Source organism: Cellulomonas rhizosphaerae (genome assembly GCF_003470205.1).
GTDB classification, from domain to species: domain Bacteria; phylum Actinomycetota; class Actinomycetes; order Actinomycetales; family Cellulomonadaceae; genus Cellulomonas; species Cellulomonas rhizosphaerae.
On sequence record NZ_QWKP01000221.1, the window covers coordinates 72,270 to 89,161 of the forward strand.

At 73.7% G+C, this 16,892-nt stretch carries 12 protein-coding genes and 1 tRNA gene; 6 read left to right on the forward strand and 7 right to left on the reverse strand.

What is annotated here, in order from left to right; translation table 11 throughout:
• Positions 1-8: 8 nt before the first annotated feature.
• Both D1825_RS16695 and D1825_RS16700 read right to left on the reverse strand, forming a co-directional pair.
• Positions 9-1,283, reverse strand: a complete 1,275-nt coding sequence (locus tag D1825_RS16695) for an alpha-amylase family protein (protein ID WP_118768547.1) — start codon at positions 1,281-1,283, stop codon at positions 9-11.
• Between the two features lie 61 nt (positions 1,284-1,344).
• Complete coding sequence (locus tag D1825_RS16700) at positions 1,345-5,328, reverse strand: CIA30 family protein (protein WP_118768548.1); 3,984 nt, start codon at positions 5,326-5,328, stop codon at positions 1,345-1,347.
• Positions 5,329-5,529: 201 nt separating this feature from the next.
• Here D1825_RS16700 and D1825_RS16705 point away from each other — a divergent pair, with 201 nt between their 5' ends.
• The 5 genes from D1825_RS16705 to D1825_RS16725 all read left to right on the forward strand — a co-directional run bounded on the left by D1825_RS16705 (position 5,530) and on the right by D1825_RS16725 (position 10,045).
• Positions 5,530-6,534, forward strand: a complete 1,005-nt coding sequence (locus D1825_RS16705; protein WP_118768549.1) for a Gfo/Idh/MocA family protein — start codon at positions 5,530-5,532, stop codon at positions 6,532-6,534.
• A 33-nt stretch (positions 6,535-6,567) separates the two neighbouring features.
• A complete protein-coding gene (tmk, locus tag D1825_RS16710) occupies positions 6,568-7,182 on the forward strand; it encodes a dTMP kinase (protein ID WP_118768550.1) in 615 nt (204 codons plus the stop codon).
• Entirely contained in the window at positions 7,179-8,315 is a 1,137-nt protein-coding gene (locus D1825_RS16715) for a DNA polymerase III subunit delta' (protein WP_118768551.1), read from the forward strand. The genes tmk and D1825_RS16715 overlap by 4 nt, the downstream gene beginning before the upstream one ends.
• A 45-nt stretch (positions 8,316-8,360) precedes the next feature.
• Complete coding sequence (locus D1825_RS16720) at positions 8,361-9,890, forward strand: alpha/beta hydrolase (RefSeq protein ID WP_118768552.1); 1,530 nt, start codon at positions 8,361-8,363, stop codon at positions 9,888-9,890.
• A gap of 82 nt (positions 9,891-9,972) precedes the next feature.
• Positions 9,973-10,045: transfer RNA gene (locus tag D1825_RS16725), tRNA-Thr, on the forward strand.
• Positions 10,046-10,092: 47 nt separating this feature from the next.
• On the opposite strand, the gene arr is transcribed toward D1825_RS16725, so the two are convergent.
• Positions 10,093-10,521 (reverse strand): NAD(+)--rifampin ADP-ribosyltransferase, encoded by a 429-nt coding sequence (gene arr / locus D1825_RS16730; protein WP_118768562.1) that lies wholly within the window; start codon positions 10,519-10,521, stop codon positions 10,093-10,095.
• 182 nt (positions 10,522-10,703) lie between these two features.
• On the opposite strand from arr, the gene D1825_RS16735 reads away from it, so the two are divergent.
• Positions 10,704-10,982 carry a hypothetical protein gene (locus tag D1825_RS16735; protein ID WP_325051495.1) on the forward strand — a complete coding sequence of 93 codons (279 nt, stop codon included), beginning with the start codon at positions 10,704-10,706 and terminating at the stop codon, positions 10,980-10,982.
• Positions 10,983-11,154: 172 nt separating this feature from the next.
• On the opposite strand, the gene D1825_RS16740 is transcribed toward D1825_RS16735, so the two are convergent.
• From D1825_RS16740 to D1825_RS18780, 4 genes are all read right to left on the reverse strand, one after another.
• A complete protein-coding gene (locus tag D1825_RS16740) occupies positions 11,155-12,207 on the reverse strand; it encodes a DUF3806 domain-containing protein (protein WP_158580766.1) in 1,053 nt (350 codons plus the stop codon).
• Positions 12,208-12,328: 121 nt separating this feature from the next.
• Complete coding sequence (locus D1825_RS16745; RefSeq protein WP_118768555.1) at positions 12,329-13,747, reverse strand: DHA2 family efflux MFS transporter permease subunit; 1,419 nt, start codon at positions 13,745-13,747, stop codon at positions 12,329-12,331.
• Positions 13,731-14,798, reverse strand: a complete 1,068-nt coding sequence (locus tag D1825_RS16750; protein WP_118768556.1) for a DNA polymerase domain-containing protein — start codon at positions 14,796-14,798, stop codon at positions 13,731-13,733. The genes D1825_RS16745 and D1825_RS16750 overlap by 17 nt, the downstream gene beginning before the upstream one ends.
• 31 nt (positions 14,799-14,829) lie before the next feature.
• Positions 14,830-16,892 (reverse strand): helix-turn-helix transcriptional regulator (locus D1825_RS18780; protein WP_118768563.1); only part of this gene is annotated, 2,063 nt, incomplete at its 5' end.

The following is a 16,892-nucleotide window of genomic DNA, read 5'->3' on the forward strand; positions in this document are numbered from 1 at the left end:
GTGCGGGGTCAGCGCCGGGTGCGCGGCTCGTCGGGCGTGCCCGTCAGGATGGCCCAGCCGCGTGGGTGGACCTGCGCGCCGGTCGTCGCGCCGGCCAGGAACGCCGCGCCCGTGACCGTGGGGTCCCACGGCTCGTCGGCCAGGTTGAGGGCGACCAGGAGGGCGTCGTCGCCCGCGCGGACCTCGTAGAGCAGGTGCTCGTTGGTCAGCTCGATCGTGCGGGTCGTGGCGCGGTGCAGCCAGGGGTGCCGCCGGCGCAGCCCGATGAGCTCCTGGTGCAGCCGGTAGGCCCACCACCCCTCGGGCGCAAGCTCGGCCGGCGATCCGGGGAAGGCCGGCCGGATCGCGTCGTCCCCGCCGAACCGCTCCTCCTTGACCCCGCGGAACGCCTGCTCGTCACCGTAGTAGACCGCCGGCGTGCCTCCCACGGTGAACAGCACCGCGAGCGCGTGGCCGAGCAGCGCGTCGTCGTCGAGCTGCGAGGCGATCCGGGTGACGTCGTGGTTCCCGACGAAGGTCCACGGCGCGAACGCCTCGACGAACGTCGAGTGCCGGTCGAGGGTCCAGGCGAGCTCCCACCAGTTGCGCGTGGCGATCGCCGACCAGATCGACTTCCACAGCTCGTACTGCGTGACCGCGTCGAAGCCGGACTCCGCGACGATCGCCGGGTAGTCGCCGTGGATGACCTCGCCCACGACGTAGACGTCCGGGTGCCGCTCGCGCACCGCGGCGAGGACCGGCTGCCAGAACGCCGGGGGCACCGCGTAGGCCGCGTCGAGGCGCCAGCCGTCGGCGCCGAGGTCGAGCCAGTGGGTCATGACCTCGGTGACGAGGGCGGCCACGGCGGGCGAGGCGTGGTCGAGGGCGACGAGTGCGTCGTGGCCCTCGAAGACGGCGAGCGAGCCGTCGTCGGCGCGGGCGAACAGCGCCGGGTCGCTCGCGACGAGCGGGTGCGCGCGGCCGACGTGGTTGAAGACGCCGTCGAGCAGCACGCGCAGGCCGCGCTCGTGCGCCTCGTCGACCAGGGCGCGGAAGTCGTCGAGCGTGCCGAGGCGTGGGTCGATCGTGAAGTGGTCGGTGGTGTCGTAGCCGTGCGTGCTCGACGCGAACACCGGCCCGAGCGCGATGCCGGAGACGCCGAGGTCGCGCGCGTAGTCGAGCCAGTCGACGAGGCGGCGCAGGCGGTGGTTGTCGGCGGGTGCGTCGGCCGGTCCTTCGTCGGCCGCCCCGACGAAGCCCAGCGGGTACACCTGCCACCACATCGCGTGCTCGACCCAGCCCATCGCTCCACCGTACGGGCAGGAGACGCCCCACCGGCGGCTCGCCGGTGGGGCGTCGGGTCCGTCAGCGCACGCGGAGCGTCACCGTCCTGCTCGTCACCTTGCCCGCCGAGCTCTTCACGACCACCTTGAGCTTGGTGCCCGAGGCCGACGCCGTCGCCTTGAGCGAGTACGAGGCGGACGTCGCGCCGCTGACCTTGACCCAGGAGCCCGCCTTGGCGCGGTACCACTGGTAGGTCGGGGCCGGGTAGCCCGTGGCGACGACGCGGAACGTCGCCTTCGCGCCGCGTGCTGCGGACACCGACGACGGCTGCTTCGTGATCCGCGGTGCCACGCGCGTGCCCGTGACCTTCGCGGCGTTGCTCGCCGTGCTGCCGGCCGCGTTGCGGAAGACCGCGCGGACGTGAGCGCCGTCGAGCGCCTTCGTGAGCTCCAGCCGCAGCGTCGTCGACGTCGCGCCCGGGATCGTCCGCCACGTCGTCGAGCCCTTCGCGCGGCGCTCCCACGTCACGGTCGGGGACGGGTAGCCCGTGGCCGCGGCCGTGAGCTTCACGGTGCGGCCGAGCGGGGCCGACGCCGACCGGGGCTGGGTCGTGACGACGGGCTTGGTGCGGGTGACCGTGACGGTCGCCGCGTTCGTCGTGGCCGAGCCCGCCGCGTTGGTGAACACCGCGCGGTAGGCGGTGCCGTCGGTGGTGCTGCTCAGCGTGACCTTCAGCGTCGGCGCGGTGGCGCCGGCCACGGCGGTCCAGGACGACGAGCCCGCCTTCCGGGACTGCCACTGGACCGTCGGCGCCGGCTCGCCCGTGGCGGCCGCGGTCAGCGTGACCGTGCCCTTGAGCGACCCGGAGACCGACGCCGGCTGCGTGGTGATCGCCGGGGCGACCTGGACGGGCTCGGCCGGGAAGTCGCCGACCGCGAGGTCGTCGACGAAGAACGAGCCCGTCGCGGGCAGGGCGGGGTTGGCCTGCGTCGCCATGATGATGAACTCGTTGACCTTCGCGAGCTGGGCCCGGGTGGGGCGCAGCGAGGACGAGAGGCCCGACGGGTAGGTCACCACGGCGTCGTCGAACGCGAGCTGGACCGTGCGGGCCGTCCCCGTCAGCGGGACGGGCAGGTCCCAGAACCAGTCGTCGCCGGTGCCGTCGGCCGAGGCCGTGCGGAACCGGAGCGCGACCTGCTGGCCCGGGCCGTTCGGGTCGATCCACGCGGTGACGCCGTCCAGCCCGGCCCACGAGTGCCCGCCGAGCCAGCGCGACTCCTGCAGGTACGTCGTCGTGCCGAAGTCGTAGTCGAACCGCCCGGCCTTCGAGCCCGCCGAGCCCTTGCCCGGCGCGAGGGAGAGCTGCCAGCCGTCGCCCCACGCCTGGTCGGCGTTGTTGCTCCACGAGGCGCGCAGGTCCGTGGTCGTGGCGTAGGGGTCGAACGTGTCGAGGACCTCGGGCGTGCCGTCCGGGACCTCGGGTGCGACCTCGCCGCCGACGACGCGGATGTCGTCGGCGCCGAACGTGCCCGACCCGCTGGTCGAGCTCGAGGCGATGACGAGCTCGTTGACCACGCCCAGCGCGGCGTCGTCGAGCGGGTCCGTCAGGTCGGCCGGCCAGGAGGGTGCGAACGACGAGAACGGGATCTCGACCGTGTGCCACGACGAGTCCGCGAGCGGGACCTGCGCGAGGTAGTAGCTGCCGCCGCCGGTGCCGAGCTGGATCGCGAGCTGGTTGCCCGACCCGTCGCCCTTGACGCGCAGCGAGAGCGCGTCACGGCCTGCCCAGCTCTGCCCGCCGAGCCAGCGGGCGACGTCCTGCCAGCCGCCGTTCGCGTTGTCGTAGGCGAAGGACAGCGCGTGCTCACCCTCGCCCGCGTCCGTGGACAGCGAGATCAGGTCGGTCTTGCCGCGGTTGCCCCAGGCGGCGTCGAAGGCTGCCTCGTCCGCGTACGACTCGAAGTCGTCGACGAGGATCGGCTCGGCCGACGGCTCGGGGTCGACGTACTCGCCCTCGCCGGACGCCTCGATGTCGTCGACGACGATCGATCCGGTCAGCGGCGCGCTGCCGCCGGCGTCGTTGAGGTAGGTGAAGAACTGGCTGACGTTCGCGAGCCGCTCCCACGTAAGGGTGGCACCGGCATTGGCGGTGTCCCACGGCGCCGGGGCGAAGTCGGTCCACGGGAGGTGCGCCACGTACGGCTCGTCGCCGGCGAGCGACGGGTACGCCTCGAACGTCACGCCTCCGGCCTGCACCTGGACCACGAGCTTGTGACCCGACGCGTCCGGGTCGATCCACAGGTCCAGCTGGCCGAAACCGGACCAGTTCTGCGTGGGCGCGTAGGACGTGCCGAAGCCCAGGTAGCCCGTGCGTGAGGCGGGGAAGTCGTAGGACAGGCGCGCGGCCTTGCCGTCGCCGTGCTCGGCGAGGGTCAGGGCCGACGAGGACGCGTTGTTGACCGTGTACGCGGCGCGCAGCGCGACGTCGTCGCCGTAGCCCTCGAAGTCGTCGACCGTGCCGGCAGCGAGCACCGGGGCCGCGCCGAGGATGAGGGACACGTCCGCGGACAGGCTGGTCCCGCCGCCTGTCGCCGTGACCGAGGCGGCCACGGTCCGGTTGGTGAGCGCGTCCTCGCCGATCTCCCAGGTGCCGGACCAGTAGCCGTCCTCGTCGGGCGTGAGCGTGACCGGGGCGAAGCCGTCGGCCGTGAACGTCACCGAGGTGATCCCGGGCGCCGCGGTGATCTTGGCGCGCACTGTCGTCGTCGGGGTGGTGATCCGCGTGCCGTCGGCCGGCGTGACCAGCCGCACCGCCGGGTCCTGGGCGCCTGCGGTGGCGCTCAGCGAGTACGGCGAGCCCGTCTCGCTGGCGAACACGGACCCCGGGTCGTCGTACAGGGCCTGGAAGTCGCCGGCCATCTCGTGGCCCGCGTACGGGACGTAGATCTGGCCCGAGCCGAAGTTCGCCCACGTGAGCATCCACGCGACGCGGCTGGCCTTCTCGCTCGCGCGCAGGCCGGACAGGAGCTCGGTGAAGTAGTGCAGCGACTTGTTGCCGGTCGGCTTGATGGTCCGGTCGCCGTTGCGGCCGAACTCGGTGAACGCCGGCACCTTGTGGCGCGCCGCGGCGAGGTCGACGACCATCTCGAGGTCGGTCACGACGGCGTCGACGTAGGCGGAGGAGTCGTCGGCCGCGTTGGAGTTCTCGTAGTTGTCGTACCCCAGCACGTCGACCCACTGGTCGCCCGGGTAGGTCTCGAGGTAGCGGGCGGCGTCTCCGTCGAACGAGCCGTTGGGCGAGAACGCGTAGAGCAGGTTGTGCACGCCCTTGACGTCGCGCAGGTACTCGACCGTGTAGCGGAAGATCTCCCTGTACTCGCCGGTCGTCGCGTGCGCGGCACCCCACCAGAACCACGAGCCCGTGTTCTCGTGGAACGGCCGGAAGATCACCGGCACGAGCGAGCCGTCGGGCCGCTCGGCCCCGGTCGCGGCGAGCGCGACGAGGTCCAGGTACGCGCGGTAGGCGGCGTTCTTGTCCCCGCCGGGCAGGATGTGGCTGACCACCCGGCCGCTGGTGTCGTAGAAGTCCTTGCCCGTCACGAAGTTCGGCATGTGCGCCGAGAGCGTGACGACGGCACCGAGGCGGTCGGCGCGGACGAACTGCGCGGCGAGGGCGGCCGCGTTCTGCTCGTCGGTGTTCGCGGGAGAGCCCGGCTTCTCGTCGCCCTTGAGGGCGAGCGTGTCGAAGCCGAAGACGCCCGGCAGGTCGCCGGTGACGCTGTGGGCGTCCGACTCGATCGGCTGGCCGTCGGCCGCGGTGTACGGCTCCGAGATGGCCTCGTCCGTGGCGTGCTGCTGGCCGAACAGGATGCCGTGCGCCTGCTGGTCGCGCAGGTAGCGGAACAGCGAGCGCGTCTGGGCGGTGGCGCCGGTGTCGGCGATCGCCACGGTGCCGTCGTCGGCCGCGTGCGCCGTGGAGGCGATGGTCGTCAGGCCGGTGAAGGTCAGTGCCGCGGCGGCGACGGTCGCGGCCGCGCGCGAGAGCCGGTGTCTGGGGTTGGTCATCGTGTTCTCCGTTGAACGACCCCGCGTCTGCAGGGCGACCGCTCGGTCCGTCGTTGGGCCGATCGGGCCGAGGGTAACTAAATTAGGCGAGCAAAGAAAGGGGTCTAAGCGATTCGGCGGGACATTTCGCGCTCGGCGGGCCGCGCGGTCTCGTGGCGTGCGTGAGGTCGCACGGCGGCCGGATGTCGGTAGGTTGACGGCATGGCTCGCACCCCCGATCCCCGCTCCGCACCTCCGATCCGCTGGGGCATCCTCGGCGCAGGCGGCATCGCCTCGACGTTCGCCACGGCCGTCACGCAGCACACGCGCGCGCAGCTCGTCGCCGTGGGCTCACGCAACCGCGACCGCGCCGAGCGGTTCGCCACGGCGCACGGCATCCCGACGACGCACGTCGGCTACCGCGAGCTCGTCGAGGACCCGCAGGTCGACGCCGTCTACGTCGCGACCCCGCACTCCGAGCACCGCGACCAGGCGCTGCTCGCGATCAAGGCCGGCAAGCACGTGCTCGTCGAGAAGGCGTTCACGCGCAACGAGGCCGAGGCGCGTGAGGTGTTCGACGCCGCGCGCGAGGCGGGCGTGTTCGTCATGGAGGCGATGTGGACGCGGTTCCTGCCGCACGTCGACGCGCTGCACCAGGTCATCGACGCCGGTGAGGTCGGCGAGATCATCAACCTCAGCGCCGACCACGGCCAGCCCTTCGTCTACGACCCGAAGTCGCGCCTGTTCGACCCCGCCCTTGCGGGCGGGGCGTTGCTCGACCTCGGCGTCTACCCGGTCGCCTTCGCGCACGACTTCCTGGGTGTCCCGGACTCGGTCACGGCCGTCGGCACGCTGACGGACACGGGTGTCGACGGGCAGATCTCGATGGTGCTGTCCTACGGCCAGCGCACGCAGGCGACGCTCTCGACGACGCTGTGGGCCAAGACGCCCACGATCGCGACCATCTCCGGGACCGAGGGCCACATCTCGGTGGCGGGCAACTTCTACGGGCCGACGTCGTTCCGCGTGCAGCGGGCCGACGGGCGGGTGTGGGAGTTCGACCACCCCGGCACCAAGGGCCTGCAGTACGAGGCCGCGGAGGTCGCCCGACGCATCGCCGAGGGGGCCGTCGAGAGCGAGCGGATGTCCTGGCAGGGCACGCTCGAGGTGTTGCACACGATGGACCAGATCCGCGCGCAGGTAGGTGTCGTCTACCCGGGCGAGTGAGGCTTGTCGGCAGCCACCTATACCCTGGCGCACGTGACGTCACCCGGCCTGTTCGTGTCCCTCGAGGGCGGTGACGGCGCGGGCAAGTCCACGCAGGCCCGGCTGCTCCGTGACTGGCTCGTGGCCGCGGGGCGCGAGGTGGTGCTGACGCGCGAGCCCGGGGGCACGTCGCTGGGTCAGGTCCTGCGCGACGCGGTGCTGCACGGCGACCACATCGACGCCCGCACCGAGGCGCTGCTGTACGCCACGGACCGCGCGCACCACGTCGCGTCGCTGGTCCGGCCGGCGCTCGCGCGCGGGGCCGTGGTCATCACCGACCGCTACCTCGACTCCTCGGTCGCGTACCAGGGCAGCGGCCGGGACCTGGGGGCGGACGAGGTGGAGAGCCTGTCCCTGTGGGCGACGGACGGCCTGCTCCCCGCCCTCACGGTGCTGCTCGACCTCGACCCGGTGGTCGGGCAGTCCCGGCTGACGGGCGCGCCCGACCGGCTGGAGCGCGCGGGCGACGAGTTCCACCGCCGCACCCGCGCTGCCTTCCTGGCGCGCGCCGAGGCCGACCCCGGGCGCTGGCTCGTGCTCGACGCGACGATGCCCGCAGACGAGCTGGCCGCGGCGATCCGCACGCGCGTCGAGAAGCTGGTCGCGTGAGCGTCTGGGACGAGGTCGTCGGCCAGGAGCCCACGGTCGAGGTGCTCCGCACGGCCGTCGTCGACCCGTCCGCGATGACGCACGCGTGGCTGCTCACCGGGCCGCCGGGCTCGGGCCGGTCCAACGCGGCGCGCGCCTTCGCGGCGGCACTGCAGTGCGTCGATGGCGGGTGCGGGCACTGCCACGACTGCCTGACGACCCTGCACGGCACCCACCCGGACGTCACGGTCGTCGCCACCGAGGGCGTGTTCATCCGCGCCGAGGTGGCCCGCCCGCTCGTCGAGCTGGCCCAGCGCTCGCCGTCGCAGGGGCGCTGGCGCGTGATCATCGTCGAGGACGCCGACCGGCTCAACGACACGAGCGGCAACGCGCTGCTCAAGGCCATCGAGGAGCCCGCGCCCCGCACGGTGTGGGTGCTGTGCGCCCCGAGCCCGCAGGACGTGCTGGTCACGCTGCGCTCCCGCAGCCGGTCGGTCGCGCTGCGCGTGCCGCCGGTGGACGCGGTGGCCGCACTGCTCGTGAGCCGCGACGGCATCGAGCCGTCAGTCGCTGCGGTCGCCGCGCGGGCCGCGCAGTCGCACGTCGGCATCGCGCGCCGCCTCGCGCGGGACCCGCAGGCGCGGGCTCGTCGGGACGCCGTGCTGTCCGTCGCCGCCCGGATCCGCGGCGTGGGCGACGCGGTGCTCGCGGCCGGGGACCTCGTCGCGACCGCGCAGGCCGATGCGAAGGCGGCGACCGAGGAGCGCGACGCCGACGAGCGGGCCTCGCTGCTGCGCTCGCTGGGCGCGGAGGGCGCGGCGGCACTGCCGCCGGCCGTGCGTTCGCAGGTCAAGACTCTCGAGGAGGAGCAGAAGCGCCGGGCGACCCGCGCGCAGCGTGACGTGCTCGACCGCGCGATGGTCGACCTGCTCTCGCTGTACCGCGACGTGCTCGTCGTGCAGCTCGGGGCCCAGGTCGAGCTCGTGAACGTCGAGCACGGCGACGACGTGCGCGCGCTGGCCTCGGCCAGCACGGCGGAGCAGACGCTTCGCCGGATGGACGCGGTCGGTCAGGCGCGCACACGGCTGGCCGGGAACGTCGCGCCGCTGCTCGCGGTCGAGGCGATGACGATCGCGCTGCGGCCGCAGGGCTGACGTCGGGTGAGTCGTTCTGCCAGATTTGCCGATTACCCTCGTCGCATGCCGACTGCCCGCCTGCTGCGTCCCGTCGTCGTCCTGGTCGGCATCGCGGCCCTCGTCCTGACCGGCTGCGCGCCGGACAAGAACCAGGTCACCGCGCCCACGTCCTCGGCGAGCGGCCCGTCGGCCGACGTCGACTACGGCGACCTGGCCGACTTCTACGACCAGCAGCTGGACTGGAAGAAGTGCGACGCCGGCCAGTGCGCGACGCTGACCGTCCCGCTCGACTACGACGACCCCTCGGGCGAGACGATCGGGCTCGCGCTCGCGCGCCACGAGGCCGACGACACGCCGATCGGCTCGCTGCTCATCAACCCCGGTGGGCCCGGCGCCTCGGGCGTCGACTTTCTGCAGTCGTTCCTCGGCGAGGCGACCTCCACGCTGAAGAAGAGCTTCGACCTCGTCAGCTTCGACCCGCGCGGCATCCAGCGCTCGTCGCCCATCGAGTGCGTCGACGCCAAGGAGATGGACCGCATCACCGCGCTCGACCCGGACACGTCCACGGACGCCGGCCTGCAGGACATGATCGACGAGAGCGCGAAGTTCTCGAACGCGTGCCTCGACCGCTCGGGCGCCGTGTTCGGCCACGTCGACACGATCAGCGCCGCGAAGGACCTCGACGTGATGCGCGCGGTGCTCGGCGACGACGTCCTGCACTACCTCGGCTTCTCCTACGGCACGAAGCTCGGCGCGACGTACGCGGCCCTGTTCCCCGACCGCGCCGGCCGCCTCGTCCTGGACGGCGCGCTCGACCCGACGCTGACCGAGGGGGCGATCGAGTCGGGCCAGGCAGCGGGCTTCGAGGGCGCCCTGCGCGCCTACGTCGCCGACTGCCTCAAGGGCAGCAGCTGCCCGCTGACGGGGTCGGTGGACAACGGGATGAAGCAGATCCGCGCGCTGCTGGACCGCGCGAAGACGAGCCCGCTCGACACCGGCACCGACCGCGAGCTGACCCAGGCTCTCGCGTTCTCCGGCATCGCGGTCACGCTCTACTCGCAGAGCTTCTGGTCCGCGCTGACCCAGGGCCTGACCGCCGCCATCCGCCAGGGCGACGGCTCGATCCTGCTGTCGTTCTCGGACGTCTACTACGACCGCGCCGAGGACGGCACCTACTCGACGAACTCCACGGAGGCGTTCCGCGCGGTCAACTGCCTCGACGACCGCAGCTCGACCGACGTCGACGACATGCGCGCGCAGGCCGCCGAGATCACCAAGGTCGCACCCACGGTGGGCTCGTTCTTCTCCTACGGGGGCACCTCGTGCGGCGACTGGTCGGTGCCCGAGGTCGGCTCGCTCGACGACTACAGCGCGCAGGGTGCTCCACCGATCCTCGTCGTCGGCACGACCAACGACCCCGCGACGCCGTACAAGTGGGCGCAGTCGCTGGCCACGACGCTCTCGTCGGGCGTCCTGCTGACGTACGAGGGCGAGGGCCACACCGCCTACCGCGCCGAGAACTCGTGCATCGCCAAGGTCGTCGACGCCTACCTCGTGGACGGGACCGTGCCCGACGACGGCACCCGCTGCTGACCCGCTTTGGAACCTGCCCGTGTTGGCGGGTACAGTGGGCGCGCTCGCCGGGTCCTACGGGTTTCCTCAGTAGTCCGGCGATGCCGCCTTAGCTCAGTCGGCAGAGCGTCTCACTCGTAATGAGAAGGTCAAGAGTTCGATTCTCTTAGGCGGCTCACACATCCGAAGGCCCTCCTCGTGGGGGCCTTCGGCGTCTCCGGGTTCAGTCGTCGATCTCCTCGGCGCCCCGCGCCGCGAGGTCGGCCACCCGGTCGCGCATCGCCTGCAGCTGCTCGGGGTCGTGGCCGACCCAGTCCTCGAGCTCGCCCACGACGCGCACCGGGTCCTTGCTGCGGTACGACCGCGTCGGGTTGCCGGGGAACTTCTTGTCGGTGACGTTGGGGTCGTCCTCGATCGGTCCGGTGGGCTCGACGACGTAGATCCGCCCCCGCCCTTCGCCCGTCGCCAGCTCGGCGCCCCACGTCGCGGCGTCGAGCGTCGCGGTGAAGTACACGTGTCCCGCGGTGCGGCCGCCGCCGAAGTTGGAGCGCCGTCCGGCGACGAGCAGGTCGCCCACGGCCAGGTCGGCCTTGGTGCCGTGGAGGTAGGCCCCAGACTCGTGCACCTCGAAGGCCGTCGGTCGCTCGCTCATGTGCACCCCCGTGTCGTGCGGATCCGCGCCCGCGTCCCGACCCTAGCCCCGGCTCGCTGCAGCCCTCGTTGCACGGGTGGTTGCACGACTCGCCGCGCAGACCGCGGCGTGTCGTGCAACCACGGATGCGGTGCTGAGGGCGCCGGCAGGCGGGAGAGGATGGGCGGGTGCCGTCGTATCGCGTGAGAGCTGCCGTCGGGCTGCTGCAGCCGGGGACCGACCCGGAGGACGTGCTGCCCGAGGCGGTGGCCGTGGCGCAGGACCGGGTGGTCGTGGAGGCGTTCGACCTCGGCGTCGTGCGCGGCGAGGCCCGCGTGACGATCCGGTTCGACGCGCCCGACGACCCCACCGCGCGGCAGGTCGGCTGGGCGGTGCTGGCCCGGCTCGACGAGCTCGCGGACATCAGCGGCCGCAGCGTGACCCGTCGCTTCGGCGCCCGCTGGTACGCCCTCCGCTCCTGACCGCCCCGGCCCCGCTGCCGCCGGCCGCTACCCCTGACGCCGCGGGCCGCCCGTTGGCGCCACGCGCTGACCGTTGACGCCGACGGCGGGTCAGGCGGCGCGAGCGCGTGTGGCGCGCGACCCGCGCTGGCGCCGTGCGACCCGCGCTCGCGACGGGAGCGGGAAGCGAGGGTTACAGGAGGGGCGTGCCCTGGCCGACGATGACCAGGTCGTCGGTCGGGGTGGTCGTGAAGCGGTGGCCGACGACGAGTGTCGCCGCGCCCACCTCGCCGGCCTCGACCAGGACGGCGGCAGGGTGGTCGACCACCCGCGCCTCCTCGTCCAGCCCGGCGACCCAGACCACGGCGCCGCGCTCGGCACCCGACGCTCTGACGGCCGCGCGGGCTGCCGCGAGGTCGGCGACCGGGCGCAGGATCTCGTCGGACTCGAGGGCGTAGAAGGCGAGGGTCGACGGGTCGGCCGAGGCGCACGCGACCTCGAGGGCCTGGTCGAGCGAACGGAGCGCGAGGATCTGCACCGGCACCGACGGCGGCACGGGCAGGTCGGCGGGGATGCGCGGCCGGGGGACACGCGAGGCGCGGCGGCTCGGCAACGCGGTGCTTTCCGGGGCGTGGACCGGCAGAGGAGACGCGGCGGCATCCGGGGCGGAGGCCTCGGGCGCACGAGTGGGCAGGGCAGGAGCGGACGTGCTCGCTGCCGGGGCGGCGAGCGAGGGTGCCCGCGCAGGCAGTGCCGGTGCCGAAGGGCTCGCGGCCGGGGCGGCGGCGAGCGACGGCGCGCGCACGGGCAGCGCAGGTGCAGGAGGTAGGGGAGCGGAAGGCGGTGCATCCCCGGCCGACCCGGCCAGGTGCTGCGCGGCAGCCGCCACGTACCCGGGCACCCAGTCGCGCGTGCCCGCGGACCAGCGCGAGCGCACGTCGTCGAGCGGCACGACGGCCGCCGAACCCTCGGCGGCCAGCAGCGCAGGCCCGGGCCGCTCGGCAGACGTGCGCAGCACCCAGTGCGACCCCGGCGCGGCAGCCCGCACGAGATCGCCGATGCCGACGCCGAACGCGGCGAGCATGGCGTCGGGCAGCTCGCCGGCGCCGGCAGCCTGCCAGCGCGCGAGCTGCGCGTCGATCAGGGCGCCGACCGCGCGAGGCGACGTGACGTCGACGCCGCTCGCGGTCAGGAAGTCACGGAGTCGCTCGAGGTGTGCCTCCTCGGACGCTGCGAGGGGGCGCATTCCCACGACGACGGGAGCGGGCACCATGGATCATGGATCGGCGTCCTGGACGCTTGCCTTGAGCGACGCGCCGGGTGGTTCCACCAGACGGGCGAGGGCGGGCGCCTGACCTGGGGCGGCGTCAGCCGACCGGCCGGACGGCGGCCGTCGTGCGCGGGATCGTCGCGAAGGAGACGAGGGCGCCGCCGACGAGCAGGCCCGCGCACACGATCATCGCGGTGCGGTTCGCCGGGCCGAGCGTCACGGGGTCGGTCAGCGACGAGCCCACGCCCGCGGCGAGCGGGAGGACTGCGACGGCCAGCAGGCTCGCGATGCGGGCGACCGCGTTGTTGACCCCGCTGGCCACGCCCGCCAGGTGGTCGGGCGCCGCGGCCAGGGCGGTGGTGGTCAGCGGCGCGACAGTGAACGAGAGCCCCAAACCGAACAACGTGACCCCGGGCAGCACGGCGGTCAGGTACGGGGCGGACGTGGAGATGCCCGCGAGCAGCACGGCGCCGACCCCGCAGATCACGGGCCCGATCGTCATCGGCAGCCGTGGCCCGAGCCGCACTCCGAGCGCACCCATCCGCGGCGAGAGCAGCCACATGAGGATCGTCACGGGCAGCGGCGCGAGGCCCGCCGCGAGCGGCGAGTAGCCGGCGACCACCTGCAGGGTCACGACGAGGAAGAAGAACAGCCCGGACACCGCGGTGTAGATCAGCAGGGTCGCGGCGTTGACGCCCGCGAACGGCCGCCAGCGGAACAGCGCGGGCGGCAGCAGCGGCGCCGGGTGGTGGGCCTCGACGACGACGAACGCCACGAGCGCGAGGGCGCCACCGACGAGCGTGCCGACGACGACCGCGTCGGCCGATCCGTGGTCCGTCCAGGCGGTGAACCCGTACGTCAGCCCGGCCAGCCCGAGGGCCCCCAGCACGGTCCCGCCGACGTCGAGCCGCTTGACTGCGGTCGGGTCCATCGACTCGGGGACGTGCCGCATCGCGACCAGCACCACGAGGACCACGAGCGGCACGTTGATCGCGAAGATCCACCGCCATGAGGCGAGGCCCACGATCCAGCCGCCCAGGAACGGCGCGATCGCCCCCGCCACGCCCGCCAGCCCGGACCACGCGCCGATCGCTCGCGCCCGGTCCTCCCCGGCGAACGTCGACTGGATGATCGCGAGCGACCCCGGCGTGAGCAGCGCGCCGCCGACGCCCTGCAGCACGCGCGCGGCGATGAGCGCACCGATCCCCGGAGCGATCGCGCACAGCACCGACGCGACGCCGAACCACACGACCCCGAGCAGGAACATCCGCCGCCGCCCGAACCGGTCGCCGAGCGACCCGCCGAGCAGCAGGAACGCGGCCAGGGTCAGGGCGTAGCCGTTGACCGTCCACTGCAGGTCTCCGGTCGATGCATCCAGGTCCTCGGCGATGTGCGGGAGCGCGATCGTGACGACGGTCGCGTCGATGAACGCGATCGCCGAGCCCAGCACGGTGGCCAGCAGCACCCAGCGCCCCCGCGGGGACGCATAGGCCGGCGCCTCAGCGGGGTCGGTCACGGTCCTTGCTCGGCTGGACCCGCTTGGGCTCGCCCGGCATCTTCGGGTACTCGGGCGGGTAGGGCAGGTCGCCGTGGCCGTCGTCGGCCTCCTGCCGGTCCGCGAGCTCGAGCGCGGACTCGAGCGAGTAGCGCGGGGCGGCGTGCGCGACGAGCGGCGCGAACAGGTCACCGACCGCCGCGAACCGGGCCGGCATGGACAGGACGTCGAAGTCGTCGGGGTGCACGTCCGGCACCTCGTCCCAGGTCAGCGGTGCGGAGACGGTGGCGCGCGGGTTGGACCGGATCGAGTACGCCGAGGCGATCGTGCGGTCGCGGGCCATCTGGTTGTAGTCGACGAAGATCTTGACCCCGCGCTCCTCCTTCCACCACTTCATCGTCACCTCGTCGGGCATCCGTCGCTCCAGCTCGCGGCCCAGCGCGATGGTGGCCCGGCGCGCGTCGACGAACGACCAGCGCGGCTCGATGGGCACGAAGATGTGGATGCCGCGCCCGCCTGACGTCTTGGGCGTGCCCTCCATCCCGTGCTCCGCGAGCAGCTCGCGGACGCGCGGGGCGACGCGCGCGGCGTCGGAGAAGTCGGTCCCGGGCTGCGGGTCGAGGTCGATGCGCAGCTGGTCGGGGGAGTCCACGTCGTCGGACGTCACGGGCCAGGGGTGGAACGTCAGGGTGCCGAGGTTGGCGGCCCAGGCGACGACGGCGACCTCGCTGGGTGCCACCTCGTCGGCCGTGCGTCCGCTCGGGAACCCGATGCGCGCGGTCTTCACGTACTCCGGAGCGCCCGCGGGGACGCGCTTCTGGTAGAACGCGTCGCCCGACGAGTCCATCCGGGTGGCCAGCTTCGCGCCCTCGAACACGCCCTTGGGCCAGCGCTCGAGCGTCGTCGGCCGGTCCAGCAGCGCGCCGAGGATCCCGTCGCCCACGCTGAGGAAGTACTCGACGACCTGCAGCTTCGTGATCCCGCGCTCGGGGAAGTAGACCTTGTCGGGGCTGCTCACGCGCACGGTCCGGCCGTTCACGTCCAGCTCCACCGCGGGCGTCTTCGTCGGCATGGGCCCACCGTAGGCCCACACGCCCACACATTCACGGGGTACCGATGAGCCCCCGCTGGTGCGCGATCGACACGGCCTCGGCGCGCCCCGACGCTCCGAGCTTGGCGAGCAGGTTCGACACGTGCACGGAGACGGTCTTGCCGGAGATGAACAGCTTGTCGCCGATCTGCCGGTTGGACAGCCCCTGCGCGACCAGCGTGAGCACCTCGGCCTCGCGCGCCGTGAGCACGTCGGTCCCCGACTCGTGCACGCCCGCGAGTGAGAGCCGCCCGCGGCGCGACAGACCCCGCAGAGCGGCCTCGAGCGGCGCGGCGCCCATCGCGGACGCGGCTTCGAGCGCGAGTGCCGCGTGCGTGCGTGCCTCGTCGCGTTCCCCCTGCTCGAGCAGCGCCTCAGCCAGCCGGAACCGGGTGCGCGCCTCCTCGTACCGGTAGCCGTAGTCGAACTCCGCCAGGGTCGCGGCCCACAGCGCGGGGTCGTTGCCCGCGGGGCCGAGCAGCCGGCCGTGCTCGGCGTGCGCGCGCGCGAGCCAGGCGCGTCCCTCGGGGCCCAGGGTGCCGCCGCGAGGGCGGCCCCGCACGGCTGTCTCCTGCGCGCGCTCGAGCAGCGACGTGCCGAGCGCGACCCGCGCGGACGTGTCCCGCCCCTGCAGCCGGTCCTCGGCCGCGGCCTCCGCCAGCGCGGCGATGCCGAGCGCCGAGAGCCAGATCCCGCCGAGGAAGTAGTCGTCCCACGCCCGGTTGAGGAACTCGATGACCCGCACGGCGAGCGAGGCGGCCTCGTCGTGCTCGCCGCGCCACGTCAGGGCGTCGACCGCGCACCCGCCGGCGACGAGCGCGTGGAAGCCGTCCCGCGCCCACAGGGGCTCCAGCGCGGCGGCTCGCGTGACCACGTCGTCGTCGCCGCGGGCCGTCGCGGCGTACAGGTCGACGGCGGCGAGCGGGCCGGTCCGGTCGTCGGGCGCGTCGGTGACCGGCGGCGCGGGGGAGAGGTCTCCGCGCGTGTAGTCGATGAGCCGGACCGTCAGCGCCAGCTCCAGCCCGTACGAGCTGTTGCCCATGCCGACCGAGCGCGCTCGTTCCAGCCCGGCCTCGGCGAGCGTCTGGGCCGGCTCGAGGTGCCCGGAGTAGAAGCGGTTGAGGGCCAGGTTGTAGGTGGTGCGCAGCTCGGTGTCGAGGTCGCACGCCTCGCGCGCTCGGTCGAGCGCGGTCGCCAGCAGCGTGGCCGCGCGGTCGGCGTCGTCGACGACCAGCACCGCGAGCGTCGTGAGCGCATCGGACTCGGCGTCGACCGCGCCGGCGGCCCGGGCGACCTCGACCGCGAGCTCGCCCGCCGTCACGGCCGGCTCGTCCTGGTCCACGTTGAGCGCGCACCGGGCGTAGGTCGCCAGGGCCCAGGCACGGGCGGCCGTGGGCTCGTCGCCGACGTCCCGCAGCGCGTGCTCGGCCTCGGCCAGCGCGTCGTCGAGCCGCTCGGCCGCGAGCAGGTGCCGGGCGAGCCGCGTCCGCAGCCCGGCCTGGCGGCCGAGGTCGTCCGCCGTGTCCTCGACCGCGGCCCGGGCCAGCTGCACGCACCGGTCGAACAGGCCCGCCGCGCTCGCGGCCGCCGCCGCCGCGGAGAGCACCGCCGCGTGGTCTTCGTCGTCCACGGTCGTGGCTTGGCCGACGGACTGCCACAGCCGCAGCACCACCTCGAGGTGCCGCAGCTCCTCCGCGGGCGCGAGCACCTCGTGCGCCTGGTGGGCCGCCTCGCGCGACGCGGCCCACGCCACGGGCAGGTCCGGCGCGCGCAGCGCGTGCGACGCGAGCTGCGAGGAGGGTCCGAGCGTCGGGTCGGCCTGCAGCGCGCGCAGGTAGGCGCGGTGCAGCGACGAGACCTCGCCCGGCAGCAGGTCCGCGGCGACCGCCTCCGCGAGCAGCGCGTGCCGGAAGGCGAGGTGCGCGTCATCCTCGACCGCGAGCACGTGGTGGGCGACCGCCTCGCGCAGGGCCGCGTCGAAGCCGACGAACCCGTCGCCGACCGCGGCACGCAGCAGCCGCTCGTCGACCCGCCGCCCCGCGACCGACGCGACGCGCACGAGCTGCTGCACCTCCG